The organism is Sulfuritortus calidifontis (genome assembly GCF_003967275.1).
In the GTDB taxonomy this organism is placed as follows: domain Bacteria; phylum Pseudomonadota; class Gammaproteobacteria; order Burkholderiales; family Thiobacillaceae; genus Sulfuritortus; species Sulfuritortus calidifontis.
In genome coordinates, this window is record NZ_AP018721.1 from 1,416,805 (window position 1) to 1,438,105 (window position 21,301).

19 protein-coding genes are annotated in these 21,301 nt (G+C 64.4%); 7 read left to right on the forward strand and 12 right to left on the reverse strand.

Annotation, left to right across the window (positions count from 1 at the left end; all coding sequences use genetic code 11):
* From lpxB to motA, 3 genes are read left to right on the forward strand one after another with little or no spacing between them, the layout of a single operon-like run.
* A complete protein-coding gene (lpxB, locus tag EL388_RS07450; protein ID WP_232019058.1) occupies positions 1–1,158 on the forward strand; it encodes a lipid-A-disaccharide synthase in 1,158 nt (385 codons plus the stop codon).
* Positions 1,159–1,737, forward strand: coding sequence for a ribonuclease HII (gene rnhB, locus EL388_RS07455; RefSeq protein ID WP_126461783.1), 579 nt, complete (start codon positions 1,159–1,161; stop codon positions 1,735–1,737).
* Between the two features lie 37 nt (positions 1,738–1,774).
* Positions 1,775–2,632 (forward strand): flagellar motor stator protein MotA, encoded by an 858-nt coding sequence (motA, locus tag EL388_RS07460; protein WP_126461786.1) that lies wholly within the window; start codon positions 1,775–1,777, stop codon positions 2,630–2,632.
* On the opposite strand, the gene EL388_RS07465 is transcribed toward motA, so the two are convergent.
* The gene (locus EL388_RS07465; protein WP_126460448.1) at positions 2,587–3,540 is read right to left on the reverse strand and encodes an IS30 family transposase; all 954 of its coding nucleotides are present in this window, start codon (positions 3,538–3,540) and stop codon (positions 2,587–2,589) included. The genes motA and EL388_RS07465 overlap by 46 nt on opposite strands.
* A gap of 177 nt (positions 3,541–3,717) precedes the next feature.
* On the opposite strand from EL388_RS07465, the gene motB reads away from it, so the two are divergent.
* From motB to EL388_RS07480, 3 genes are read left to right on the forward strand one after another with little or no spacing between them, the layout of a single operon-like run.
* Complete coding sequence (gene motB / locus EL388_RS07470; RefSeq protein WP_126461789.1) at positions 3,718–4,623, forward strand: flagellar motor protein MotB; 906 nt, start codon at positions 3,718–3,720, stop codon at positions 4,621–4,623.
* Entirely contained in the window at positions 4,604–5,374 is a 771-nt protein-coding gene (locus EL388_RS07475; RefSeq protein WP_126461792.1) for a class I SAM-dependent methyltransferase, read from the forward strand. Before motB ends, EL388_RS07475 begins: the two co-directional genes overlap by 20 nt.
* Positions 5,371–6,786, forward strand: coding sequence for an HDOD domain-containing protein (locus tag EL388_RS07480; protein ID WP_126461795.1), 1,416 nt, complete (start codon positions 5,371–5,373; stop codon positions 6,784–6,786). Before EL388_RS07475 ends, EL388_RS07480 begins: the two co-directional genes overlap by 4 nt.
* Before the next feature lie 112 nt (positions 6,787–6,898).
* Here the strand turns inward: EL388_RS07480 and ppsA are convergent, their stop codons facing one another.
* Positions 6,899–9,265, reverse strand: a complete 2,367-nt coding sequence (gene ppsA / locus EL388_RS07485) for a phosphoenolpyruvate synthase (protein ID WP_126461798.1) — start codon at positions 9,263–9,265, stop codon at positions 6,899–6,901.
* Between the two features lie 26 nt (positions 9,266–9,291).
* On the opposite strand from ppsA, the gene ppsR reads away from it, so the two are divergent.
* Positions 9,292–10,104 carry a posphoenolpyruvate synthetase regulatory kinase/phosphorylase PpsR gene (ppsR, locus tag EL388_RS07490; RefSeq protein ID WP_126461801.1) on the forward strand — a complete coding sequence of 271 codons (813 nt, stop codon included), beginning with the start codon at positions 9,292–9,294 and terminating at the stop codon, positions 10,102–10,104.
* Here ppsR and EL388_RS07495 read toward each other — a convergent pair.
* The 10 genes from EL388_RS07495 to EL388_RS07540 form a co-directional block, all read right to left on the reverse strand.
* Complete coding sequence (locus EL388_RS07495; protein WP_126461805.1) at positions 10,087–10,875, reverse strand: TrmH family RNA methyltransferase; 789 nt, start codon at positions 10,873–10,875, stop codon at positions 10,087–10,089. The genes ppsR and EL388_RS07495 overlap by 18 nt on opposite strands.
* Complete coding sequence (locus tag EL388_RS07500) at positions 10,866–11,936, reverse strand: pentapeptide repeat-containing protein (protein WP_165919095.1); 1,071 nt, start codon at positions 11,934–11,936, stop codon at positions 10,866–10,868. The genes EL388_RS07495 and EL388_RS07500 overlap by 10 nt, the downstream gene beginning before the upstream one ends.
* A gap of 318 nt (positions 11,937–12,254) precedes the next feature.
* Positions 12,255–15,713 carry a DNA polymerase III subunit alpha gene (dnaE, locus tag EL388_RS07505; RefSeq protein WP_126461811.1) on the reverse strand — a complete coding sequence of 1,153 codons (3,459 nt, stop codon included), beginning with the start codon at positions 15,711–15,713 and terminating at the stop codon, positions 12,255–12,257.
* A gap of 125 nt (positions 15,714–15,838) precedes the next feature.
* The gene (locus EL388_RS07510) at positions 15,839–16,039 is read right to left on the reverse strand and encodes a DUF7230 family protein (RefSeq protein ID WP_126461814.1); all 201 of its coding nucleotides are present in this window, start codon (positions 16,037–16,039) and stop codon (positions 15,839–15,841) included.
* A gap of 1 nt (position 16,040) precedes the next feature.
* Positions 16,041–16,910, reverse strand: a complete 870-nt coding sequence (rfbD, locus tag EL388_RS07515; protein ID WP_197721872.1) for a dTDP-4-dehydrorhamnose reductase — start codon at positions 16,908–16,910, stop codon at positions 16,041–16,043.
* Between the two features lie 2 nt (positions 16,911–16,912).
* Positions 16,913–17,455: a dTDP-4-dehydrorhamnose 3,5-epimerase gene (gene rfbC, locus EL388_RS07520; protein ID WP_126461821.1), complete on the reverse strand. Its 543-nt coding sequence runs from the start codon at positions 17,453–17,455 to the stop codon at positions 16,913–16,915.
* Positions 17,455–18,333: a glucose-1-phosphate thymidylyltransferase RfbA gene (rfbA, locus tag EL388_RS07525; protein WP_126461824.1), complete on the reverse strand. Its 879-nt coding sequence runs from the start codon at positions 18,331–18,333 to the stop codon at positions 17,455–17,457. Before rfbA ends, rfbC begins: the two co-directional genes overlap by 1 nt.
* Positions 18,330–19,397 (reverse strand): dTDP-glucose 4,6-dehydratase, encoded by a 1,068-nt coding sequence (rfbB, locus tag EL388_RS07530; protein ID WP_126461827.1) that lies wholly within the window; start codon positions 19,395–19,397, stop codon positions 18,330–18,332. The genes rfbA and rfbB overlap by 4 nt, the downstream gene beginning before the upstream one ends.
* Before the next feature lie 17 nt (positions 19,398–19,414).
* Positions 19,415–20,815: a PhoH family protein gene (locus tag EL388_RS07535; protein WP_126461830.1), complete on the reverse strand. Its 1,401-nt coding sequence runs from the start codon at positions 20,813–20,815 to the stop codon at positions 19,415–19,417.
* Positions 20,816–20,841: 26 nt separating this feature from the next.
* Entirely contained in the window at positions 20,842–21,297 is a 456-nt protein-coding gene (locus tag EL388_RS07540) for a peroxiredoxin (protein ID WP_126461833.1), read from the reverse strand.
* Between the last annotated feature and the right edge of the window lie 4 nt (positions 21,298–21,301).

Genomic DNA, 21,301 nt, shown 5'->3' on the forward strand with positions numbered 1-21,301 from the left:
GTGAAGAACGAGGGGATTAACGCGCCTGCAGTCGGCATCGTCGCCGGCGAGGCCTCGGGCGATCTGCTCGGCAGCCTGCTGATCAAGGCCCTGCAGCAGGCCGGCCTGAACGCCCGGTTTGAAGGCATTGCCGGGCCCAAGATGCAGGGCCTGGGTGTACGCTCACTGTTTCCGATGGAGACCCTTTCCGTCCGCGGTTATGTCGAAGCCCTGGGCAGCCTGCGCCGCATTCTCGCCATCCGGCGACAACTCGCCCAGAAGCTGCTGGCTGCCCAGCCTCGCCTGTTCATCGGCATCGACGCCCCGGATTTCAACCTCGGCCTGGAGGGCCGGCTCAAGCGCCGCGGCATCCCCACCCTGCACTTCGTCAGCCCCTCGGTCTGGGCCTGGCGCCGCGGCCGGATCAAGAAGATCCGCAAGGCGGTCTCGCACATGCTGCTGATCTTCCCGTTCGAGGAGGCCATCTACGCCGAGGCAGACATCCCTGCGACCTATGTCGGCCACCCTCTCGCCCATGCCCTGCCCGATCAGTCAGATCGCAAGGGGGCACGTGAGCGGCTGGGCCTGCGCGCGAACGGCGAATACATCGCCCTGTTGCCCGGCAGCCGGCAGAGCGAGCTCAAGCTCCTGGCCGATACCTTCATCGAGACGGCGCGCAAGCTCCATGAGCGTCGTCCGACAGCCCAGTTTCTGATCCCGTTGATCAGCCGTGAGACCCGCCTGCATTTCGAGGAGGCCATCTACCGCCTCCAGGCGAGCGAACTGCCCATCCGCATCCTGTTCGGCCACGCCCACGATGCCCTGCAGGCGGCCGACGCCGCCCTGGTCGCCTCCGGCACTGCCACCCTGGAGGCCGCGCTGCTGAAGTGTCCCCATGTCATCACCTACAAGGTGCCCTGGCTGACCTATCAGATCATGCGTCGCCAGGCCTACCTGCCCTACATCGGCCTGCCCAACATCGTGGCCGGTCAGATGGTAGTGCCAGAGCTGATCCAGAAGCAGGCACAGCCCGAACTGCTGGCCGAGGCGATATTGCGCCTGCTGGAGAATCGCCTGGCCCGCGAGACCATGCTCGATGCCTTCGAAGGCATACGGCGTGCACTGCGGCGCGACACGCCTCGCCTCATCGCCGAGGCCATCGCGCCCTATCTCAAGTAAATGAGCAAAATCCTGATCTGTGGCGTCGACGAAGCCGGCCGCGGCCCGCTCGCCGGGCCGGTCTGCGCCGCAGCGGTCATCCTCGATCCGGCCCGGCCGATCGAAGGCCTGAAGGATTCGAAGAAGCTTTCGGCCGCCAAGCGCGAGCAACTCGCCGAGGTGATCCGGCAGCAGGCCCTGGTTTGGTCGGTGGCCTGGGCCAGCGTCGAGGAAATCGACCGCCTGAACATCCTGCAAGCCACACTGTTGGCCATGCGCCGCAGTGTCGCAAATCTGGCCATCGCCCCCGGCGAGGTCTGGGTGGACGGCAATACCTGTCCTGAACTACCCTACCCGAGCAAGGCCATTGTCAAGGGCGACGCCTTGGAACCGGCGATATCGGCGGCCTCGATCCTGGCCAAGACCGAACGGGACAAGGTGATGAGCGAACTAGCTAGGTATTACCCTCAGTATGGCTTCGACCGGCACAGTGGGTATCCTACGGCAGATCATCTCGCCGCCCTGGCCACGCATGGCATCACGCCGGAACACAGGAAAAGCTTCGGCCCGGTCAAGCGCCTGCTGGACAACCAGCCGTAACCGGCGTCGCAACGATGCAAGAGAGGAGTGACACAGCATGATGGTGATCGTTGGTTGGATCATCGCCCTGGGCGGCGTGTTCGGCGGCTTCGCCGCCGCAGGCGGCCACCTGGCTTCTCTATTCCAACCGCTGGAGCTGGTCATGATCGGCGGTGGCGCCCTCGGCGCCTTTGTCGCCGCCAACGGCGGCAAGGGCATGAAGGCCTTCATGGCCTCCTTCCCCGGCGTGTTCAAGGGTTCAAAATACACCAAGGCCTTCTATATGGAGCTGCTGGCCTTGCTGTTCGAGATCCTGAGCAAGGTTCGGCGCGAAGGCTTGATGTCCATCGAACAGGACGTCGAGCAACCGGAAAACAGCGCCCTGTTCAGCAAATATCCTGTCATCCAAAAAGACCATCATCTGATCGAATTCATCACCGACTATCTGCGGTTGATGGTCGGCGGCAACCTGAATGCGATGGAAATCGAGAACCTCATGGACAATGAGATCGAAACCCATCACCACGAGGCCATGGCCCCGGCCCACGCCGTCCAACGCATGGCCGATGCCATGCCAGCCTTCGGTATCGTCGCCGCGGTCATGGGCGTGGTCCACACTATGGAATCACTGCACCTGCCACCGACCGAACTCGGCGTGCTCATCGCCCACGCCCTGGTCGGCACCTTCCTCGGCATCCTGCTGTCCTACGGTTTCGTCTCGCCGGTCTCCACCGCCATGGAAACCAAGGTCGAGGAAACCACCAAGGTACTGCAGACCGTCAAAACCGTACTGCTGGCCAGCCTGAACGGCTTCTCGCCGCAAGTCTGCGTCGAATTCGGCCGCAAGGTGCTCTACTCCACCGGGCGGATTCAACCACGAAGTGCAACACGACTGAATGATTGCATAAAAACCTGATGCGGGGTTTTCCAGCCCAGGCGTTTTCTGGGGCGATGGTTCAGGCGATCCATGATCATGGCCAGTTCCTCCTGGGTGACGGTGTGAAAGGGCCTGGATTTGGGCAGGTACTGCCGGATGAGGCCGTTGGTATTCTCGTTCGTGCCGCGTTGCCAGGAGGCATAAGGGTCGGCGAAATAGGACGTGGATTCGAGTGCCCGGTCGATCTCGCCATGGCGGGCGAACTCCAGGCCATTGTCGAAGGTGAGCGTCTTCACCCGTGCCTTGAAGGGTGAAAGCAAGCGGATGATGGCCTCGCTTACCGCCTCGCTGGTCTTGTTGCGCACGTGGGCCAAGAGGCAGAAACCCGACTTACGCTCGGTGAGGTTGACGATGGCCTGTTTGCGGCCAGCGCCGATGAGGGTGTCACCCTCCCAATGGCCGACCAGGCTGCGCGACTCGACGGCCTGCGGGCGCAAGGCAATCGGCCTGCGACCGGGGATATGGCCGCGCAGGCTTCGGCCCGAGGCATAACGTTTGCGGCGCTGTTTCTGACATCGGAGGTGGCGCCACAACGCGCCGCCGGCTCGCTTGTCGGCATAGATGCGCTGGTAGATCGCCTCATGGCTGATCGGCAGATGCGCGGCGATCTGCTCGGGACTGTGCTGCAGGGCAAGTCGTCTTTGGGCTTCCTCCCATACTTCCGGCAAGATGCGCGGCGCGTTGCGGCTATTGGCCGCCCGCGCCTCGGACAGGCGCTGCGCCTGCCGGGGCCGGTAGCCGCGCAATCCGCAGTTGCGGGCAAGCTCGCGGCTGATGGTGGAAGGGTGACGGTCGAGCAACTGGGCGATCTCGCGCTGTGTATGGCCGGCTTTGAGGAGGGCGTAAATTTGGTATCGTTCGTTCTGGGTCAGATGCGTGTAGTTCATTGGGCAACTTCGACTTGGCGGTTGATGGGGCAAAATGCTCACGCATTCTGACCCACCTTCCAGTTAATCAAAATTGCACTTCGAATTTGAATCCACGCCGAACGTCCCGGCTTCTTCGAACTCGAGGAAGACATCAAGGCACGCAAGGGCAAGTGATCGGCCTAAGGAGCGGGCAAGATGGCTGACGATACCCAACGCCCCATCGTCATCAAGCGGATCAAAAAGGCCGGCCATGCCGCGCATGGCGGCGCCTGGAAGATCGCCTACGCCGACTTCGTCACGGCAATGATGGCCTTCTTCCTGCTCATGTGGCTGCTCGGCTCGGTCAACACCTCCAAGCTGTTCGGCATCTCCGAATACTTCAAGACCCCGCTCAAGGTCGCCCTGCAAGGCGGCGTCGGCGCCGGTGACCAGACCAGCATCATCAAGGGTGGTGGCGAGGACGTCACCCGAAAGGCCGGCGAGGTCAAGCGCGGCGAGCCGGAGCAGCCGGAGACGCCACAGCAGAACAAGATCCAGGAAGCCGCCCGCCTGAACGAACTAAAGGAAAAGCTGGAGAAGCTGATCGAGAGCAACCAGAATCTGCAGCAATTCAAGAAACAGCTGAAGATTGACATCACCACCGAGGGTTTGCGCATTCAGATCGTCGACGACCAGAACCGGCCGATGTTCGATTCCGGCAGCGCCGTGATGAAGCCCTATACCCGCGACATCCTGCGCGAGATCGGCCGCACCCTGAACGAGGTGCCCAACCGGATCAGCCTGTCCGGCCATACCGATGCCGTGCAATATGCCTCCGGCCAGCGCGGGTACAGCAACTGGGAGCTATCGGCCGATCGGGCGAATGCCTCACGCCGCGAACTACTGCTGGGCGGACTGGCCGAAGGCAAGATCCTCCGCGTGGTTGGCCTGGCCGCTGCCATCCCCTTCAACAAGGAGAATCCCAACGACCCGGTCAACCGGCGCATTTCCATCATCGTGATGAATAAACAGGCGGAAGAAGCCATCACCAAGGAAAGTCAGCAGATCGAGGCCTTGACCGCCGAGCAAGTCGGGGAAAAATTTGGCAAGATCAAGCCATGATCTCTCGCTCAATCGCTATCTGAACTTGCCCTTGCCGGTTCAGGCGGGTTTGGTACATCTGTGCGCCTGGATCGTCGCCGTCGCTCTGGCCCAATTCATCGAGCCATTCTGGCCCGGGCTTCTGCTCATCCAAGGCTTCGCCGCCGGCATTATCAGCCTGTTGGCCCGGCTGCCCGTCTGGTGGCGCTGGATCAATCTATTGTTCTTTCCCCTGATCGGCTTCGCCCAGCAACTGGCCATCGCACCGGCCTGGTATCTCCTCGCCCTCGCCCTGCTCCTGCTCACCCAGTTCGGAGCCCTGCGCAGCCGGGTACCGCTGTATCTCTCGAGCCAGCGGGCCAAGGCTGAACTCACCCGGCTGCTGCCCGCCCAGCCTGGCCTGCAACTGCTCGACGTCGGCAGCGGTCTGGGCGGCCTGCTGGCGCATCTCGCCCAGGCCCGCCCCGATCTCAAACTGAGCGGCATCGAATCGGCCCCGTTGCTCTGGCTGCTCAGCCGGCTACGCCTTGGTCGCCGTGCCGACATTCGCTTCGGCGACCTATGGCAGACCGACCTCTCCAGCTATGACGTGGTCTATGCCTTTCTTTCGCCCGAACCCATGGCCCGGCTCTGGGACAAGACGCGCCGGGAAATGAAGCCGGGCAGCCTGTTCATCAGCAATTCCTTCGCCGTGCCCGGCGTGCCGCCCGATGCCGAGGTCGAACTCGACGACCTCCACCGCGGTCGCCTCTTGATCTGGCGGCTGTCATGACGCCCAAGCAGTGGCTCGAGCTCCTCGGACCTACCGACCTGCCGGTCTTCCGCCAGACCGAACAGCGCTTGGCCCTGCTCGCCCGCCGGGGCGAAGGGATCAAGACCGGCGACATCGCGGCCGTGATCCTGAACGACCCGCTGATGACCCTGCGCATCATCCATGATGCGAATAACCGCAAGTCGCGACATTTCGACACTGAGATCACCACCGTCGACCATGCCCTGATGATGCTCGGCGTCAGCGTCTTCTTCGAGAAATACCAGGGCCTGAAAACCGTCGAGGATGCCCTGAGCAATCAACCCCGCGCCCTGCAGGGTGCGTATGTCCAGTTGCAGCGCTGTCTGCACGCCACTTGGCAAGCCCGGGACTTTGCTGTTCTGCACATCGACATCCGGGCCGAGGAGGTACAGGTGGCGGCCCTGCTTGGCGAAATCAGTGAGCTGCTGCTCTGGGTGCTGACACCGGAGACCGCGCTCAAGCTGCGGAAGCTGCGACGCAAACAGGCCGAAGCGGAGCAGGAGGTCTTGGGCGGCAGCATCCAGCAGCTGCAGCAAACTATATTGCAGGCCTGGCACGTACCGGTCATGACCCGCGAGATGCTCACCGCGACCATTCCGGCCAAGCCGCGTCAAACCATGCTGCGCACGGCTCTGGCCATCAGCCGCAGTGCCGAGGATGGCTGGTGGTCGGAGTCGCTGCCTGCGGAATACGAGGCCTTGGGCGAACTGCTGTCCATACCGGCCGAAAAGGTCGCCGGCATCGTCCACAACAATGCCGTCCATGCCGCACGCGCCAACGGCTGGGTCCCCGCCCTGCCGGCCGCGCGCTGGCTCCCCATGCTACCTGGGACGTGGCCGCCGGAACCGGAGGAAGAGGAAAACCACGAGGCCTGTCCCATGCCCGACAAGCAGGTATTCCGGGAGAGCCTCAAGGCGATCGAGAGCCACCAGGATGGCACACTCACGCTGGCGCAGATGAGCGCCCAGATCCTGCGCGGCCTGCATACCGGCCTGGGGCTCTCGCGCATCCTGTTCGCCATGATCACGCCAGACGGCAAGCGGGTGAAATCGCGCTTCACCCTGGGCATCGCCCACGAAGACCCATTGCGCCATTTCGAATTCAACCTCGGCGGCAAGGACCTGTTCGGCCAGTTGATGAGCAGGATGCAGGGCATCTGGATCAACGCCGACAATCGCGAGCGGCTCTGGCCCCTGGTCCAGCCGAATCTGCGCGAAATGATCGGCGTCGGCGATTTTTATGCGATGTCGCTTTATGCCGGCGACAAGCCGCTGGGCCTGATCTATGCCGACCGTGGCCACGGCGTATGCGGCCTGGATGCCCTGATCTATACCGACTTCAAGATGCTCTGCCTGCAGGCCGCACGCGGCCTGGCCAAGGTGAAGGCGTGAGGCGAAGCGCGTAGCGCCTCCTCCCTCCTCCCTCCTCCCTCCTCCCTCCTCCCTCCTCCCTCCTCCCTCCTCACTCCTCACTCCTCACTCCTCACTCCTCCCTCCTCACTCCTCACGCCTCACGCCCCGCCAGCCTGAGCCAGGTGTTGACCACCGTATCCGGATTCAGCGACAGGCTGTCGATCCCCTGCTGCACCAGCCACTCGGCCAGATCCGGGTGATCCGACGGCCCCTGGCCGCAGATGCCGACGTATTTTCCCTGGCGCTTGCAGGCGGCGATCGCCTCGGCGAGCAGTTTCTTCACCGCCGGATTGCGCTCGTCGAAAGCGGACGCGACCAGGCTGGAATCGCGGTCGACCCCGAGGGTGAGTTGGGTCAGATCGTTGGAACCGATGGAGAAGCCGTCGAAGCGCTGGAGGAATTGCTCGGCCAGCAGCACGTTGGATGGTATCTCGCACATCATCACCACCTTGAGCCCCTGCTCGCCGCGCTTGAGGCCGTTCTCGGCCAGCACGGCCAGGGCGGCGTCGGCGTCTTCCAGAGTGCGGACGAAGGGCAGCATGACCTCGACATTGGACAGGCCCATCTCCTCGCGCACCCGGCGGATGGCCCGGCATTCGAGCTCGAAGGCGCGGCGGAACGAGGGATGAGCGTAGCGACCGGCGCCGCGGAAGCCGAGCATGGGGTTTTCCTCGGTCGGTTCGTACAGCCTGCCGCCGATCAGATTGGCATATTCGTTGGACTTGAAGTCCGACATCCGTACGATCACCCGCTTGGGCCAGAAGGCGGCGGCGATGGTGGCCACGCCCTCGGCCAGCTTGCCGACGTAGAAGTCGATCGGATCTTCATGGCCGCGCATGCGCCGCTCGATCTCGCCCCGCACCTCGTCCGGCAGCCTGGGATAGTCCAGCGCCGCATTGGGGTGAATGCCGATGGCGGTGTTGATGATGAATTCGAGTCGGGCCAGGCCCACCCCCTCATGCGGCAGCATGGCGAATTGGAAGGCCTGCTCCGGATTGCCGACGTTCATCATGATCTTCACCGGCAGCTCGGGCATGGCCGACAGTTCGATGACGCTGTGCTGGAATTTCAACAGGCCTTCATAAACCCGGCCATCCTCGCCCTCGGCGCAGGACACGGTCACCGTCTGGCCGGTCTTGACCTTGGCCGTGGCATCGCCCGTGCCGACCACGGCCGGCACCCCGAGCTCGCGCGCGACGATGGCGGCATGGCAGGTGCGGCCGCCGCGGTCGGTGACGATGGCCGAGGCCCGCTTCATCACCGGTTCCCAGTCGGGGTCGGTCATCTCGGTGACCAGGACATCGCCGTCCTGCACCAGGTGCATGTCCGCCGCGCTGCGCACCACCAAGGCCCGGCCCTGGCCGATCCTGGCCCCGATCGCCCGGCCTTCGGCCAGCACCGGCCCGCGCTCCTGCAGCTGATAGCGCTCCAGCACCCGGCCCGCGCGCGACTTCACCGTCTCCGGCCGAGCCTGCAGGATGTAGAGCCGGCCGTCGATGCCGTCGCGGCCCCATTCGATGTCCATCGGCCGGCCATAGTGCCTCTCGATGGCCACGGCATAGCGCGCCAGCTCGAGGATCTCCGCCTCGCTCAGGGCGAAGCGGTGACGCAAAGCCTCGGGCACCGGCTCGATGCGGGTCGAGACCTCGGCCCGCACCTCATCGCTGAAGACCATGCGGATCGCCTTTTCGCCCAGCTTCCTGCGAATCACCGCCTGCCTGCCCGCGGCCAGGCCGGGCTTGTGCACGTAATACTCGTCCGGATTGACCGAGCCCTGCACCACGGTCTCGCCCAGGCCGTAGGCGGCATTGATGAACACCACGTCAGGGAAGCCGGATTCGGTATCGAGGGTGAACATCACGCCGGCCGCCCCGCTGTCCGAGCGCACCATGCGCTGAATGCCGGCCGACAGCGCGACCTGGCCATGCTCGAAGCCGTGATGCACCCGGTAGGCGATGGCGCGATCGTTGTAGAGCGAGGCGAAGCAGCGCTTGACCGCATCGAGCAGGTTGTCGATGCCGCGGATGTTGAGATAGGTCTCCTGCTGGCCGGCGAAGGAGGCGTCCGGCAGGTCTTCGGCGGTGGCCGAGGAACGCACGGCGAAGGCGACATCGCCCCCGGCTTCCCGGCACAGCTCCGCGTGCGCCGCACGAATCGCACGCTCCAACCCGGCTGGCAAAGGCGTCTTCACGATCCATTGCCGAATCTCCTTGCCGCAGCGAGCCAAGGCCTGCACGTCGGCCACGTCCAGACCCGCCAGGCGCTCGACGATCCGCCGGTCCAGGCCGTCCCGGGCCAGGAGTTCGCGGAAGGCATCGGCCGTGGTGGCGAAGCCGTCCGGCACCCGCACCCCTTCCTGCCGCAGGTTGCGGATCATCTCGCCGAGCGAGGCGTTCTTGCCGCCGACCTTGTCCACGTCGCGCATGGACAGTTCATGAAAACGCAAGATATAGTCCATTTCAACCCCTGCCAAACACCGCATCCATGAGCGATTCGCGCCCGGTCTTCTTCGTCTCCGACCACACGGGGATCACCGCCGAACTCATCGGCAAGAGCCTGCTGTCGCAGTTCCCCGGTCAGGCATTCACTTTCGTCAGTCTACCCTTCATCGACAGCCAAGAAAAAGCCGAAATCGCCGTTCGCCGCATCGAGGCGGAACGCGCGCGCAGCCACTTGCGCCCCCTGGTGATCTCTACCCTGGCCGAACCGGAATTGCGCCACCTCATCGCCCAGACCGACAGCCTGTTCCTGGATATCTTCCCCTGTTTTCTGCAGGCGCTGGAAACCGAGTTGGGCTGCCCGGCCACCCCTGCCCTGGGTCTGGCCCATGGCATGAGCGACGCAGGGCAATACCGCGCGCGGATGGATGCGGTGAACTATGCCCTCGCCGCCGACGACGGCCTGGCCACCGAGCGCTACGGCCAAGCCGACCTGATCCTGGTCGGAGTGTCGCGCAGTGGCAAGACGCCGACCTCGCTCTACATGGCCATGCAATACGGCCTGCGCGTAGCCAATTACCCGTTGACGCCGGAGGACCTGGAAAGGACGGAGTTGCCGGAATGCTTGCGGACGTACCGTTCGAAGCTGCGCGGACTGAGCCTGTCGGCCGAGCGACTGGCGCAGATCCGGGCGGAACGCCGACCGGACAGCCGATATGCCAGCTTGCCCAATTGTCAGGCGGAGCTGCAGGCGGCCGAGCGCATGCTGCGAGCTGCCCAGATTCCCATCATCGAAACCACCCAGCGCTCGGTGGAAGAGATCGCCGCCCTGCTCAAGCAATCATTGGCGACCGCCTGAACCGGCATAGGCGGTCTGCCTGACCCGTTCGAACAGGCAGACCGCGGCGGCGGTGGCAACATTGAGCGACTCCACCCGCCCTGGCATGGGGATGCTGAAAGGCTGGCAGCAGGCCTGCAATGATCGACTCAAGCCAGCGCCCTCGTTGCCGAAGGCAAAGGCCACGGCACCGGTCAGCTCCAATTGATACAGCGCGGCCTCGGCGCCGAGCACGGCGGCATACACGCCGCCGGGAAATTCCGCCGCCACCTCGGCCAGATCGGCCCCTTCGACAATGGCCAGCTGAAACTGCGCGCCCTGACCGCCGCGCAATGCCTTGGGCGACCAGGCATCGGTGCAGCCCTTCGACAGATAGACAACCTGCACCCCCGCCGCCGCCGCCGAACGCAACACGGCACCGAGATTGCCGGGATCCTGGATGTCTTCCAGCAGGATGGCGAATTCACGCCTCGTCTTGGCCGGCTGCGGGATGCGCAGCAGTGCCATCAGCCCGGTCGGCGTCTTCACCGGCGCCAGCGCGCGCATCAGGGCTTCACTCAGGCTCAAGACCGGCAGGGTCTCCAGCAGGGCTTGCGCGCCAGCAGGCATTACCACCCCTTCCGTCAAGATCAGCTTCTCCGGCTTCAGCCCGGCCTGCAGCGCCGCCTCGATCAGGTGCCAACCGTCGAGCAGGGTCAGCCCGGCCTCGCGCCGTGCCCTCGCCTCTTCGGCCAAGTTCTTCAGGAAACGGAATTCAGCGTTATCGCGCGAGTGGATGGCCTTCACCGACATGCGCCGACCGATCCCTCGGCACAGATGCGGCCGTCGATCCAGGCTGCCTTGTCGAGGCGGGCGCCATCCAGCCGCACGCCATCGAGTTTGGCGCCGGTGAAGGTGGCATAGCTCAGATCGGTCGCTGCCAGATTGGCGCCGGTCAGATCGGCACCGGTGAGATCGGCGGCCCGCAGGCCGGCCCCCTCCAGATTGGCCGCCCGCAGACTGGCGCGACTCAAGTCGGCCAAGCTGAGATCGGCAATCCGAATATCCGCCTCGTCCAGCTTGGTACCGACCAGCTTGCTGTGCCTAAGCTTTGCGCCTTGCAGATTTGCCGCCACCTTGGTGCAGCCGCTCCAGTTCACCCCTGGCCCGCTAGCATTGCAATCGGGCGGCCCCACCGTAGCCTTGACCAGCACCACGCCATCACCCTGGCCATACCAGATGCCAGCAGCAGCAGCAGCGAGGCTGAGGAAGACCAACAAGCCGACCCACAACTTGGGACCTTGCCGGCGCTCTGCCAGGATCATCTGCTTGGTCACCTGATGATCGTGGCGCAGGGCCTGCAAGGGCTCGGGTTCTGCCTGTCGGCGTTCCGCAGCGGCGTCGGTATCGGCATACAGCCGCTCGTCCAGCCAGCGGTGGCGGGCCTGCGCGCGCTCCGAGAGCCAGGCGCCCTCTTCTTCCGACTCGCAGACCTGAATCTGGCCCGCACCCTCCGGGAAATAGCCGCTGTCCTGCACGCTCACCCAAGTCTCGCGATCCAGGCTGATCTCATCGCTGCGCACCAGGCGGCCGAGCACGAGATATTCGGCGATCTGGGCCTGGGGGAAGGGGCCGGCCACCTTGCCGTGCTTGCGGATATACCAGCGGTGATGGCCATGGGTTGAGGCCGGCGCCGGCTTGGGCGTCTGGGGGAAATGGCCGCATTGATCGATGCTGATCCAGGTCTCCCGATCGTGGCTGATCTCATCGCTGCGTAGAAGTTTGCCGCTGGAGAGATATTCCTCGATCTGCGGCTGGGGAAAGGGACCGACTACCTTGTTGTTCCTGCGGACGTACCAGCGGGTATGGCTCATAGTCTCGGCGCGCGTGATAACGCCTGCATTGTAACCCCGGCTGCAGAACAAAAAAAAAGCCCGGTCAGGGACCGGGCTTAGAAATCCACCAAAGGAGGAGGATGGAGGAGACAACACTGATGACGCTAAGGGAGTAGCGTCGGCATCAGTGTTATTAGAATTCTCTAATATTATGAAAAGCTGCGCAAGCTTTTTTTGCTGTGCAAGAAACGACATAGCACCGGAAAACGACAGCCCGGCCCAACAAAATTAGCGTATATGATTGTTTATAAAAAAGAATACAGGAAAGCAACAGCCTGCCTGGTAGTGATGTACCAGTCAGGCCGCGCGGGGACGCTGATAGTTGATGCGGACGTTCTCCGGCCGCAACCAGTGGCGCAACTCGTCGAGCAACTCGTTGCTCAGGCGCACCCGCCAGCCGTCGCCCAGTTCGATGACGCATTGCGCGTCGCCGTTGCGATAGTGGACGGCGACCGGGCAACCGGTGCCTGCCGCCGACTGGCGGTAGGGTTGGAGCAGGCGGCGCAGGCGGTCGGCGTCGGCCTCGCCGTTCATGGACAGGCGCAGGCGGTCGGCATGTTTGCTACGGGCACCTTCCAAGTCGTACAACTCATCGGCCGTCACCCGCAGGCCGCCGGAGTAGTCGTCGTGGCTGACCTTGCCCTGCACGATGAGCAGGGCGTCCTCTTTCAAAAGATCGCGCCGCGCCTCGAACTTCTCGTTGAACACGGCGACGTCGACCTGGCCGGCACCATCGTCCAGCAGCACCGAGGCCATCTTGCCGCGCCGGGTCATGCGGGTGTTCACCGCCATGACCACGCCGGCCAGCCACACCGGCTGCTGTTGCGGGGTGAGCTGGTTCAGGCCCTTGTCGATGATGCCGGCCAGATCCTGGCGATAGGCATCGAAGGGATGGCCGCTGAAATAGAAGCCGAGCGCGGCCTTTTCCTGCACCAGCTTTTCCTTGAGCGACCATTCCGCCAGTTCCGGCAACGCTGGCGGCGCCTCGCTCATCGCCTCGCCGAACAGGCTGTCCTGCACGGCGTTGCGCTGCATGGTGTCGCCCCACTCCATGGCCAGGCCGACCGCGTTGAACAGCTGCGCCCGGTTGGGGTTGAGCGCATCGAAGGCGCCGGCCCGAACCAGGGCCTCGATCACCCGGCGGTTGACGATGCGGCGGTCGACCCGGCGGCAGAAGTCGAACAGGTCGGAAAACTGGCCGCCCGCCTCGCGCGCCTGGATGATGGCGGCGATAGCCGCCTCGCCGGTGCCCTTGACCGCGCCCAGGCCGTAGCGGATGCGCTTGGCGTCGATCGGCACGAAGCGGTGGTCGGACAGGTTGATGTCGGGCGCCAGCACCTCCAGGCCGTTGGCGATGGCGTCCTCATAGAAGTTGCGCACCTTGTCGGTGGCGTCCATGTCGGCCGACAGGGTGGCGGCGGCGAAGGCCGCAGGGTAATGGGTCTTGAGCCAGGCGGTCTGATAGGAGACCAGCGCATAGGCGGCCGAGTGCGACTTGTTGAAGCCGTAGCCGGCGAATTTCTCCATCAGGTCGAAGATGTATTCGGCCTGCGCCGCTTCGACGCCCTTCTTCACCGCGCCCTCGACGAAGATGCCGCGGTGCTGGGCCATCTCCTCCGGCTTCTTTTTGCCCATGGCCCGGCGCAAGAGGTCGGCGGCGCCCAGGGTGTAGCCACCCATGATCTGGGCGATCTGCATCACCTGTTCCTGGTAGACGATGACGCCGTAGGTCGGTTTCAGCACGCCTTCCAGCATGGGATGCAGATAAGAGAGCTCGGCCCGGCCGTGCTTGCGGTTGATGAAGTCGTCCACCATGCCGGATTCCAGCGGGCCCGGACGGAACAGGGCGACCAGCGCGATCAGGTCCTCGAAGCAGTCCGGCTGCAGGCGCCGGATCAGGTCCTTCATGCCGCGTGATTCGAGCTGGAACACGGCCGTGGTGTTGCAGGCCTTGAGCAGCTTGTAGGTGGCCGCGTCGTCCAGCGGCAGGGTTTCCATGCGCAGGTCGACTTCGGGGTGCAGGCGTTTGATGTAGCGCACCGCCCAGTCGATGATGGTCAGCGTGCGCAGACCAAGGAAGTCGAACTTCACCAGGCCGGCCTTCTCCACGTCGTCCTTGTCGAACTGGGAGACCATGGCCTCCGAACCCTCGGCCCGGTAGAGCGGACAGAAATCGGTCAGCTTGCCCGGCGCGATCAGCACGCCGCCGGCGTGCATGCCGACGTTGCGGGTCAGGTCTTCCAGGCTGAAGGCCAGCTCGAACAGCTCCTTCACGTCCTCCTCGGCCTCGTATTTCTCCTTGAGCTGCGGTTCCTGCTCCAGCGCGCGGGCCAAGGGCACCGGCTTGACGCCCTCGATCGGCACCAGTTTGGACAGCGTGTCGCAGAAGTTGTAGGGCATGTCGAGCACGCGGCCGACATCGCGGATCACCGACTTGGAGCCCAGGGTGCCGAAGGTGGCGATCTGGGACACCGCGTCGTGACCGTACTTGTCGCGCACGTACTGGATCACCCGGTCGCGGCCGTCCTGGCAGAAGTCGACGTCGAAGTCGGGCATGGACACCCGCTCGGGGTTGAGGAAGCGCTCGAACAGCAGGTCGTAGCGGGTGGGGTCGAGGTCGGTGATGCCCAGGCAATAGGCGACCAGGGAGCCGGCGCCGGATCCCCGGCCCGGCCCGACCGGCACGCCGTTGTGCTTGGCCCAGTTGATGAAGTCGGCCACGATCAGGAAGTAGCCGGGAAAGCCCATCTGGATGATGGTGCCCAGCTCGAACTCCAGCCGTTCCTGATAGCCGGGCAGGACTTCAGCACGCTTGACCGGGTCGGGATAAAGCAGTTCCAGGCGCTGGGCCAGACCCTCCTGCGAACGCTGCCGCAGGTAATCGTCCAGGGTCATCCCCTCAGGCGTCGGGAACAGCGGCAGTTTGTTCTTGCCCAGCTCCAGGGTCAGGTTGCAGCGACGGGCGATTTCCACGCTGTTGGCCAGGGCCTCGGGCAGGTCGGCGAACAGTTCGGCCATCTCGGCCTGGCTCTTGAAATAGTCCTCTTCGGTGAACAGGCGTGGCCGCCGGCGGTCGGCCAGGATCGCGCCCTCGGCGATGCAGACCCGTGCCTCGTGCGCCTTGTAGTCGTCGCGCTTGAGGAATTGGACCGGATGGGTGGCGACCACGGGCAGACCGAGCTCGGCCGCCAGCTCCACCGCCCGCACCAGATGCGGCTCGGCCTCTGCCCGGCCGTCGCGCTGGATCTCCAGGTAATAGCGCTCGGGGAACCGCTTCGCCCAGTGCCGGGCCAGCTTGCGCGCCTGGCCCTGAGCCTCGTTGAGCAGGGCCTGGCCGACATCGCCCAGGTGGGCGCCGGACAGGGCGATCAGGCCCTCGGTGCCCAGCTCGTCGAACCAGCGCGGGTCGACGATGGCACGGCCGCGGTGCAGGTTGTCGCGATAGGCCCGGGTCAAAAGCTCGCACAGCCGGCGATAGCCCTCGCGCTGCTGGACCAGCAGCAACAGGCGGTTGGGCTTGTCGATCTGCCCAGGCTCCGCCACCCAGATGTCGCAGCCGCAGACCGGCTTCACCCCGGCCTTGCGCGCGGCGGAATAGAACTTGACCAGGCCGAACACATTGGCCAGATCGGTCAGGGCCAGGGCCGGCATGGCATCCGCCTTCGCCTGCTGCACCGCCTCGCCGATGCGCAGCAAGCCGTCCTGGATGGAGTACTCGCTGTGCAGGCGCAGGTGGGCGAACTGGGGCTGGGTCATGCTGGGGACGGTCTCGCTACGGTGTTCTTTTCAGGCAGCATTCTACCGCTATTCAGTCGCACGAGCCGTCTGAGAAAACACCTGAAGTTGCTAGTTTTTGTTTTTATTAAACAAATATTTATTGATCAATCTTCAGCGTCCGCATCGTCTTCGATTCGACGCTTTTCATCCTCGCTCGAGGCCGAAGCGATCTCATCCTGCGCGGGGTGTTTAGGCCATTTCTTGCGCTTATCCGGCACCACTTGCATGCGAAAGGCCGGGCTACGCACCGCCTTGGCCACCGGGTTGCGCGGGCGGCGCGGCGGGCCGGAAACGCGCTTGGACATCTCACTCCCCCAGACAGAGTTCCAGGGCCCGGCGCCAGTCGGGCAGCGCAAGACCGAAGGTCGCGGCCAGCCTGGCGTTCGACAGGCGGGAATTGAGCGGGCGCTTTGCCGGAGTCGGGTAGTCGGCGCTCGGGATCGGTATGAGCCGCGGCGCCGGCTCGATCCGGTCCAGTTCGGCGATGGCTTGGGCGAAGCCATGCCAGGAGGTCGCCCCGGCGCAGGTGAGGTGATAAGTGCCCCAGGGCACAAAGCCCGGCCGCCGGTTGGGGCCGAGGCACTGCGCCAGCATCTGCCCGGTCGCCTCGGCGATGAGCCGGCTCCAGGTCGGGGAGCCGATCTGGTCGGCGACGATCCTGAGTTCCGGCCGCTCGCGCATCAGGCGCTGCATGGTGCGCAGGAAGTTGCCGCCGCGCCGGCCGTAGACCCAGCTGGTGCGCAGGATGAGGTGTTTCGGGTTGTTTGCCCGCACCGCCTCTTCCCCGGCCAGTTTGGTGCGGCCATAGACGTTCTGCGGGTTGGCCGCGTCGTCTTCGACATAGGGCGTAGCCTTGCCGCCGTCGAACACGTAATCGGTGGAGTAATGCACCAGCAGCGCACCCAGTTTGGCCGCCTCTTCGGCCAGGATGCCGGGGGCGACGGCATTGATCGCGGCGGCCAGATCGGGTTCGGCTTCGGCCCGGTCCACCGCGGTGTGGGCCGCCGGGTTGACGATGAGTTCGGGCCGCCAGTCGCGCACGGCTCGGCGGATCGAATCGGGCTGCGTCAGATCAAGCGCCTGCCGGCCCGGCGCCCGCACCTCGCCCAGGCAGGCCAGGCTGCGCTGCAGCTCCCAGCCGACCTGACCGGTCACGCCGGTGAGCAGGATGCGCAGGCTCACGGGTAGACCTCGGCGTCCCGCAAGGGCTTGCCGGCGCGGTCCTTGGCGGAGAGCAGCGGCTCGCCATCCAGGGGCCAGGTGATGCCGATGGCCGGGTCGTTCCAAAGCACGCAGCGCTCGTGTTCCGGCGCGTAGTAGTCGGTGGCCTTGTAGAGGAAATCGGCCGACTCGGACAGGACCAGAAAGCCGTGGGCAAAACCGGGGGGAATCCAGGCCAGGCGCTTGTTCTCGGCCGACAGCTCGAAGCCGACCCAGCGGCCGAAATGGGGTGAGCTTTGGCGCAGATCGACCGCCACGTCGAATACGCGGCCGGTCACCACCCGCACCAGCTTGCCCTGGGGCTGCTGCACCTGATAATGCAGGCCGCGCAGCACGCCCCTGGCCGAACGGGAATGGTTGTCCTGGACGAAGTCATGGGTAATGCCGAACTCAGCCAGCACCCGCTTGTTGTAGCTCTCCATGAAGAAGCCGCGCTCGTCGCCGAACACCTTGGGTTCGAGCAGCAACACTTCGGGAATGCCGCTGGGAATGACCTTCACTAGAAAACCTTGTCGTTGAGCATGGCCAGCAGATACTGGCCATAGGCATTCTTCTTCAAGGGTTCGGCCAGGCGCTCGACCTGCTCGGCCGTGATATAGCCCTGGCGATAGGCGATCTCCTCCGGGCAGGCGATCTTCAGGCCCTGACGCCGCTCGATGGTCTGGATGAACTGCGCCGCCTCCAGCAGGGATTCGTGGGTGCCGGTGTCGAGCCAGGCGTGGCCGCGGCCCATGACCGAGACCTCGAGTTCGCCCCATTCGAGGTATTGGCGATTGACGTCGGTGATCTCCAGTTCGCCGCGTGGCGAGGGCTTCAGGCCCTTGGCGATGTCGACCACGCGGTCGTCGTAGAAATAGAGCCCGGTCACGGCGTAGCGCGATTTCGGCCGGGCCGGCTTCTCCTCGATGCTGACCGCGTGACCCTGGCCGTCGAACTCGACCACGCCGTAGCGCTCGGGATCATGAACCGGATAGGCGAACACCGTCGCCCCGCGCTGCCTGGTCGTGGCCTGGTGCAGGTCCTGGGCCAGGTCGTGGCCGTAGAAGATGTTGTCGCCCAGCACCAGGGCGCTGGGGCTGCCGTCGAGAAAGCCCTCGCCCAGGATGAAGGCCTGGGCCAGGCCTTCGGGCGCGGCCTGCACCGTGTAATAGAGGTTGAGCCCCCACTGACTGCCGTCGCCCAGCATGCGCTCGAAGCGCGGGGTATCGTCCGGGGTGGAGATGATCAGGATGTCGCGGATGCCCGCCAGCATCAGGGCCGACAGCGGATAGTAGATCATCGGCTTGTCGTAGACCGGCAGCAGCTGCTTGCACACCGCGTGGGTCACCGGGTAGAGCCGGGTGCCGGAGCCGCCGGCCAGGATGATGCCCTTTCTCATACCGCCCCCCTCGCCTTATAGTTCTGCTCCAGCCAGTGCCGATACTCGCCGCTGGCCACGTGCTCGACCCAGGCCACGTTGTCGAGATACCAGCGCACGGTCTTGCGGATGCCGGTGTCGAAGGTCTCGGCCGGGCGCCAGCCCAATTCGCGCTCGATCTTGCGGGCGTCGATGGCGTAGCGCCGGTCGTGGCCCGGCCGGTCCTGCACATAGGTCAACAGCCGCGCGTGCGGGCCGGCCGGGTCGGGCCGCAGTTCATCGAGCAGGTCGCAGACCGTTTTCACGATCTCGATGTTCGGCTTCTCGTTCCAGCCGCCGATGTTGTAGGTCTGCCCCACCCGGCCGCGGGCCAAGACCGCGCGGATCGCCGTGCAATGGTCGCCGACATAGAGCCAGTCGCGCACGTTCAGGCCGTCCCCGTAGATCGGCAAGGGCTTGCCCTGTACCGCATTGAGGATCATGAGCGGGATCAGCTTTTCCGGAAACTGATACGGCCCGTAGTTGTTGGAGCAGTTGGTGGTCAGCGTGGGCAGGCCGTAGGTGTGATGATAGGCCCGCACCAGGTGGTCCGAGGCCGCCTTCGAGGCCGAGTAGGGGCTGTTCGGGGCGTAGGGTGTGGTCTCGGTGAAGGGCGGATCGCCCGGACCGAGCGAACCGTAGACCTCGTCGGTGGAGACGTGCAGAAAGCGGAAATCAAGGCGCTCCCTTTCCGGCAGGCCTTGCCAGTAGCCGCGTGCCTCTTCCAGGAGATGGAAGCTGCCGACCACATTGGTCTGGATGAAGTCCTCGGGGCCGTGGATGGAGCGGTCGACATGCGATTCGGCGGCGAAGTTGACGATGGCGCGCGGCCGGTGCTCCCGCAACAGCCGCTCGACCAGGGCGCGGTCGCCGATATCGCCCTGCACGAAGATGTGCCGGGGGTCGCCTTTCAGCGAGGCCAGGTTTTCCAGGTTGCCGGCGTAGGTGAGCTTGTCCAAGTTGAGCACCGGCTCGCCCAGATCGCGCAACCAGTCCAGCACGAAGTTGGAGCCGATAAAACCCGCCCCGCCCGTAACCAAAATCATTTAGTCACTCACAAAGCTTAAAGCACGCCGGCCGCATGATCGGCCAGGCGCGAGCGCTCGCCGCGGGCCAGGGTGATGTGACCGCTATGCGGCCAGCCCTTGAAGCGGTCGACCACATAGGTCAGGCCAGAACTGCCCTCGGTCAGGTAGGGCGTGTCGATCTGGGCGATGTTGCCCAGGCAGACCACCTTGGTGCCGGGGCCGGCGCGGGTGATCAGGGTCTTCATCTGCTTGGGCGTGAGGTTCTGGGCCTCGTCGATGATCAGGAACTTGTTGATGAAGGTGCGGCCGCGCATGAAATTGAGCGATTTGACCTTGATCCGGGAGCGGATCAGGTCCTGGGTCGCGGCCCGCCCCCACTCACCCGCCTCGTCGTCGGTCTTGTTCAGCACGTCGAGGTTGTCCTCCAGGGCACCCATCCACGGCGTCATCTTCTCTTCCTCGGTGCCCGGCAGGAAGCCAATGTCCTCGCCCACCGGCACGGTCACCCGGGTCATGATGATCTCGCTGTAGATCTTGCTCTCCAGGGTCTGGGTCAGGCCCGCGGCCAGGGTGAGCAGGGTTTTGCCGGTGCCGGCCTGACCGAGCAGGGTGACGAAGTCGATCTGTGGGTCCATCAGCACGTTGAGCGCGAAGTTCTGCTCGCGGTTGCGCGCGGTGATGCCCCAGACCGCGTTCTTGTGGTGGCTGTAGTCCTTCACCGTGGCCAGCACCGCGGTCTTGCCGGCGATGTCGGTCACCATGGCATGCAGGGGCCGATCGCCCTCCTGGTAGACGAACTCATTGACCAGCATGGAATTGCTCAAAGGCCCGGTGACCTTGTAATAGCTGCGGCCGTCCTTCTGCCAGGATTCCATGCCCTTGCCGTGGGTCTCCCAGAAATCGGGCGGTAGTTCGCGCACGCCGGTATAGAGCAGGTCGGTGTCTTCCAGGACCTTGTCGTTGAAGTAGTCCTCGGCCTGGATGCCCAAGGCGCGCGCCTTGATCCGCATGTTGATGTCTTTCGACACCAGGATGACCTGGCGATCTGGCTGCTGACCCTTGAGGTAATTGACCACGCCGAGGATCTGGTTGTCCACCTTACTGTGCGGCAGCACGGCCATGGCATCGCTGGTGATCGCGTGGGTCTGCAAGATCAGCCGGCCGGTCGCCGCGTTGTGGCTTCGCTCGGCCAGCGGGGCGCCGTCGGCGATGTCCAGCTCGCAGGTGCTGACGATCTCGTCGAGAAAACGGCTGGCCTGGCGCGCGTTGCGCGAGACCTCGGACATGCCCTTCTTGTTGTGGTCGAGTTCCTCCAGGGTCGCCATCGGCAGATAGATGTCGTGCTCCTGGAAGCGGTAGAGGCAGGTGGGGTCGTGCAGCAGCACGTTGGTGTCGAGGACGAAAAGTTTGTTCGACTTGCCGGATTTTCGAGCCATCTTTGGGTAGCGCCTCTAGTTTTGATTCATAAGGATTGAACGAAGTCGAGCACCGCCTGGGCATGACCGGGCACCTTCACGCCGCGCCAAGCCTGGATCAGCCTGCTCTTGCCGTCGATGACGAAGGTGCTGCGCTCGATGCCACGCACCTGTTTGCCATACATGTTCTTCAGCTTGATGACATCGAACAGCTGGCAGGCCTTTTCCTCGGCATCGGACAAGAGATCGAAGGCCAGATCATGCTTGGCTTTGAACCCCTCATGCGATTTCACGCTGTCGCGCGAGATGCCGAACACCTCGCAGCCCACGGCCTGGAATTGGGGATAGAGCTGGCTGAAGTCTCGCCCCTCGCTGGTGCAGCCCGGGGTGTTGTCTTTGGGATAGAAGTACAGGACGAGTGGCTTGCCGCGGTAGTCTGCGAGGCGAAATGTCTTGCCAGAGGTGCCGGGTAGTTCGAAATCTGGGATTGTCTGTTTAGTCATGGAC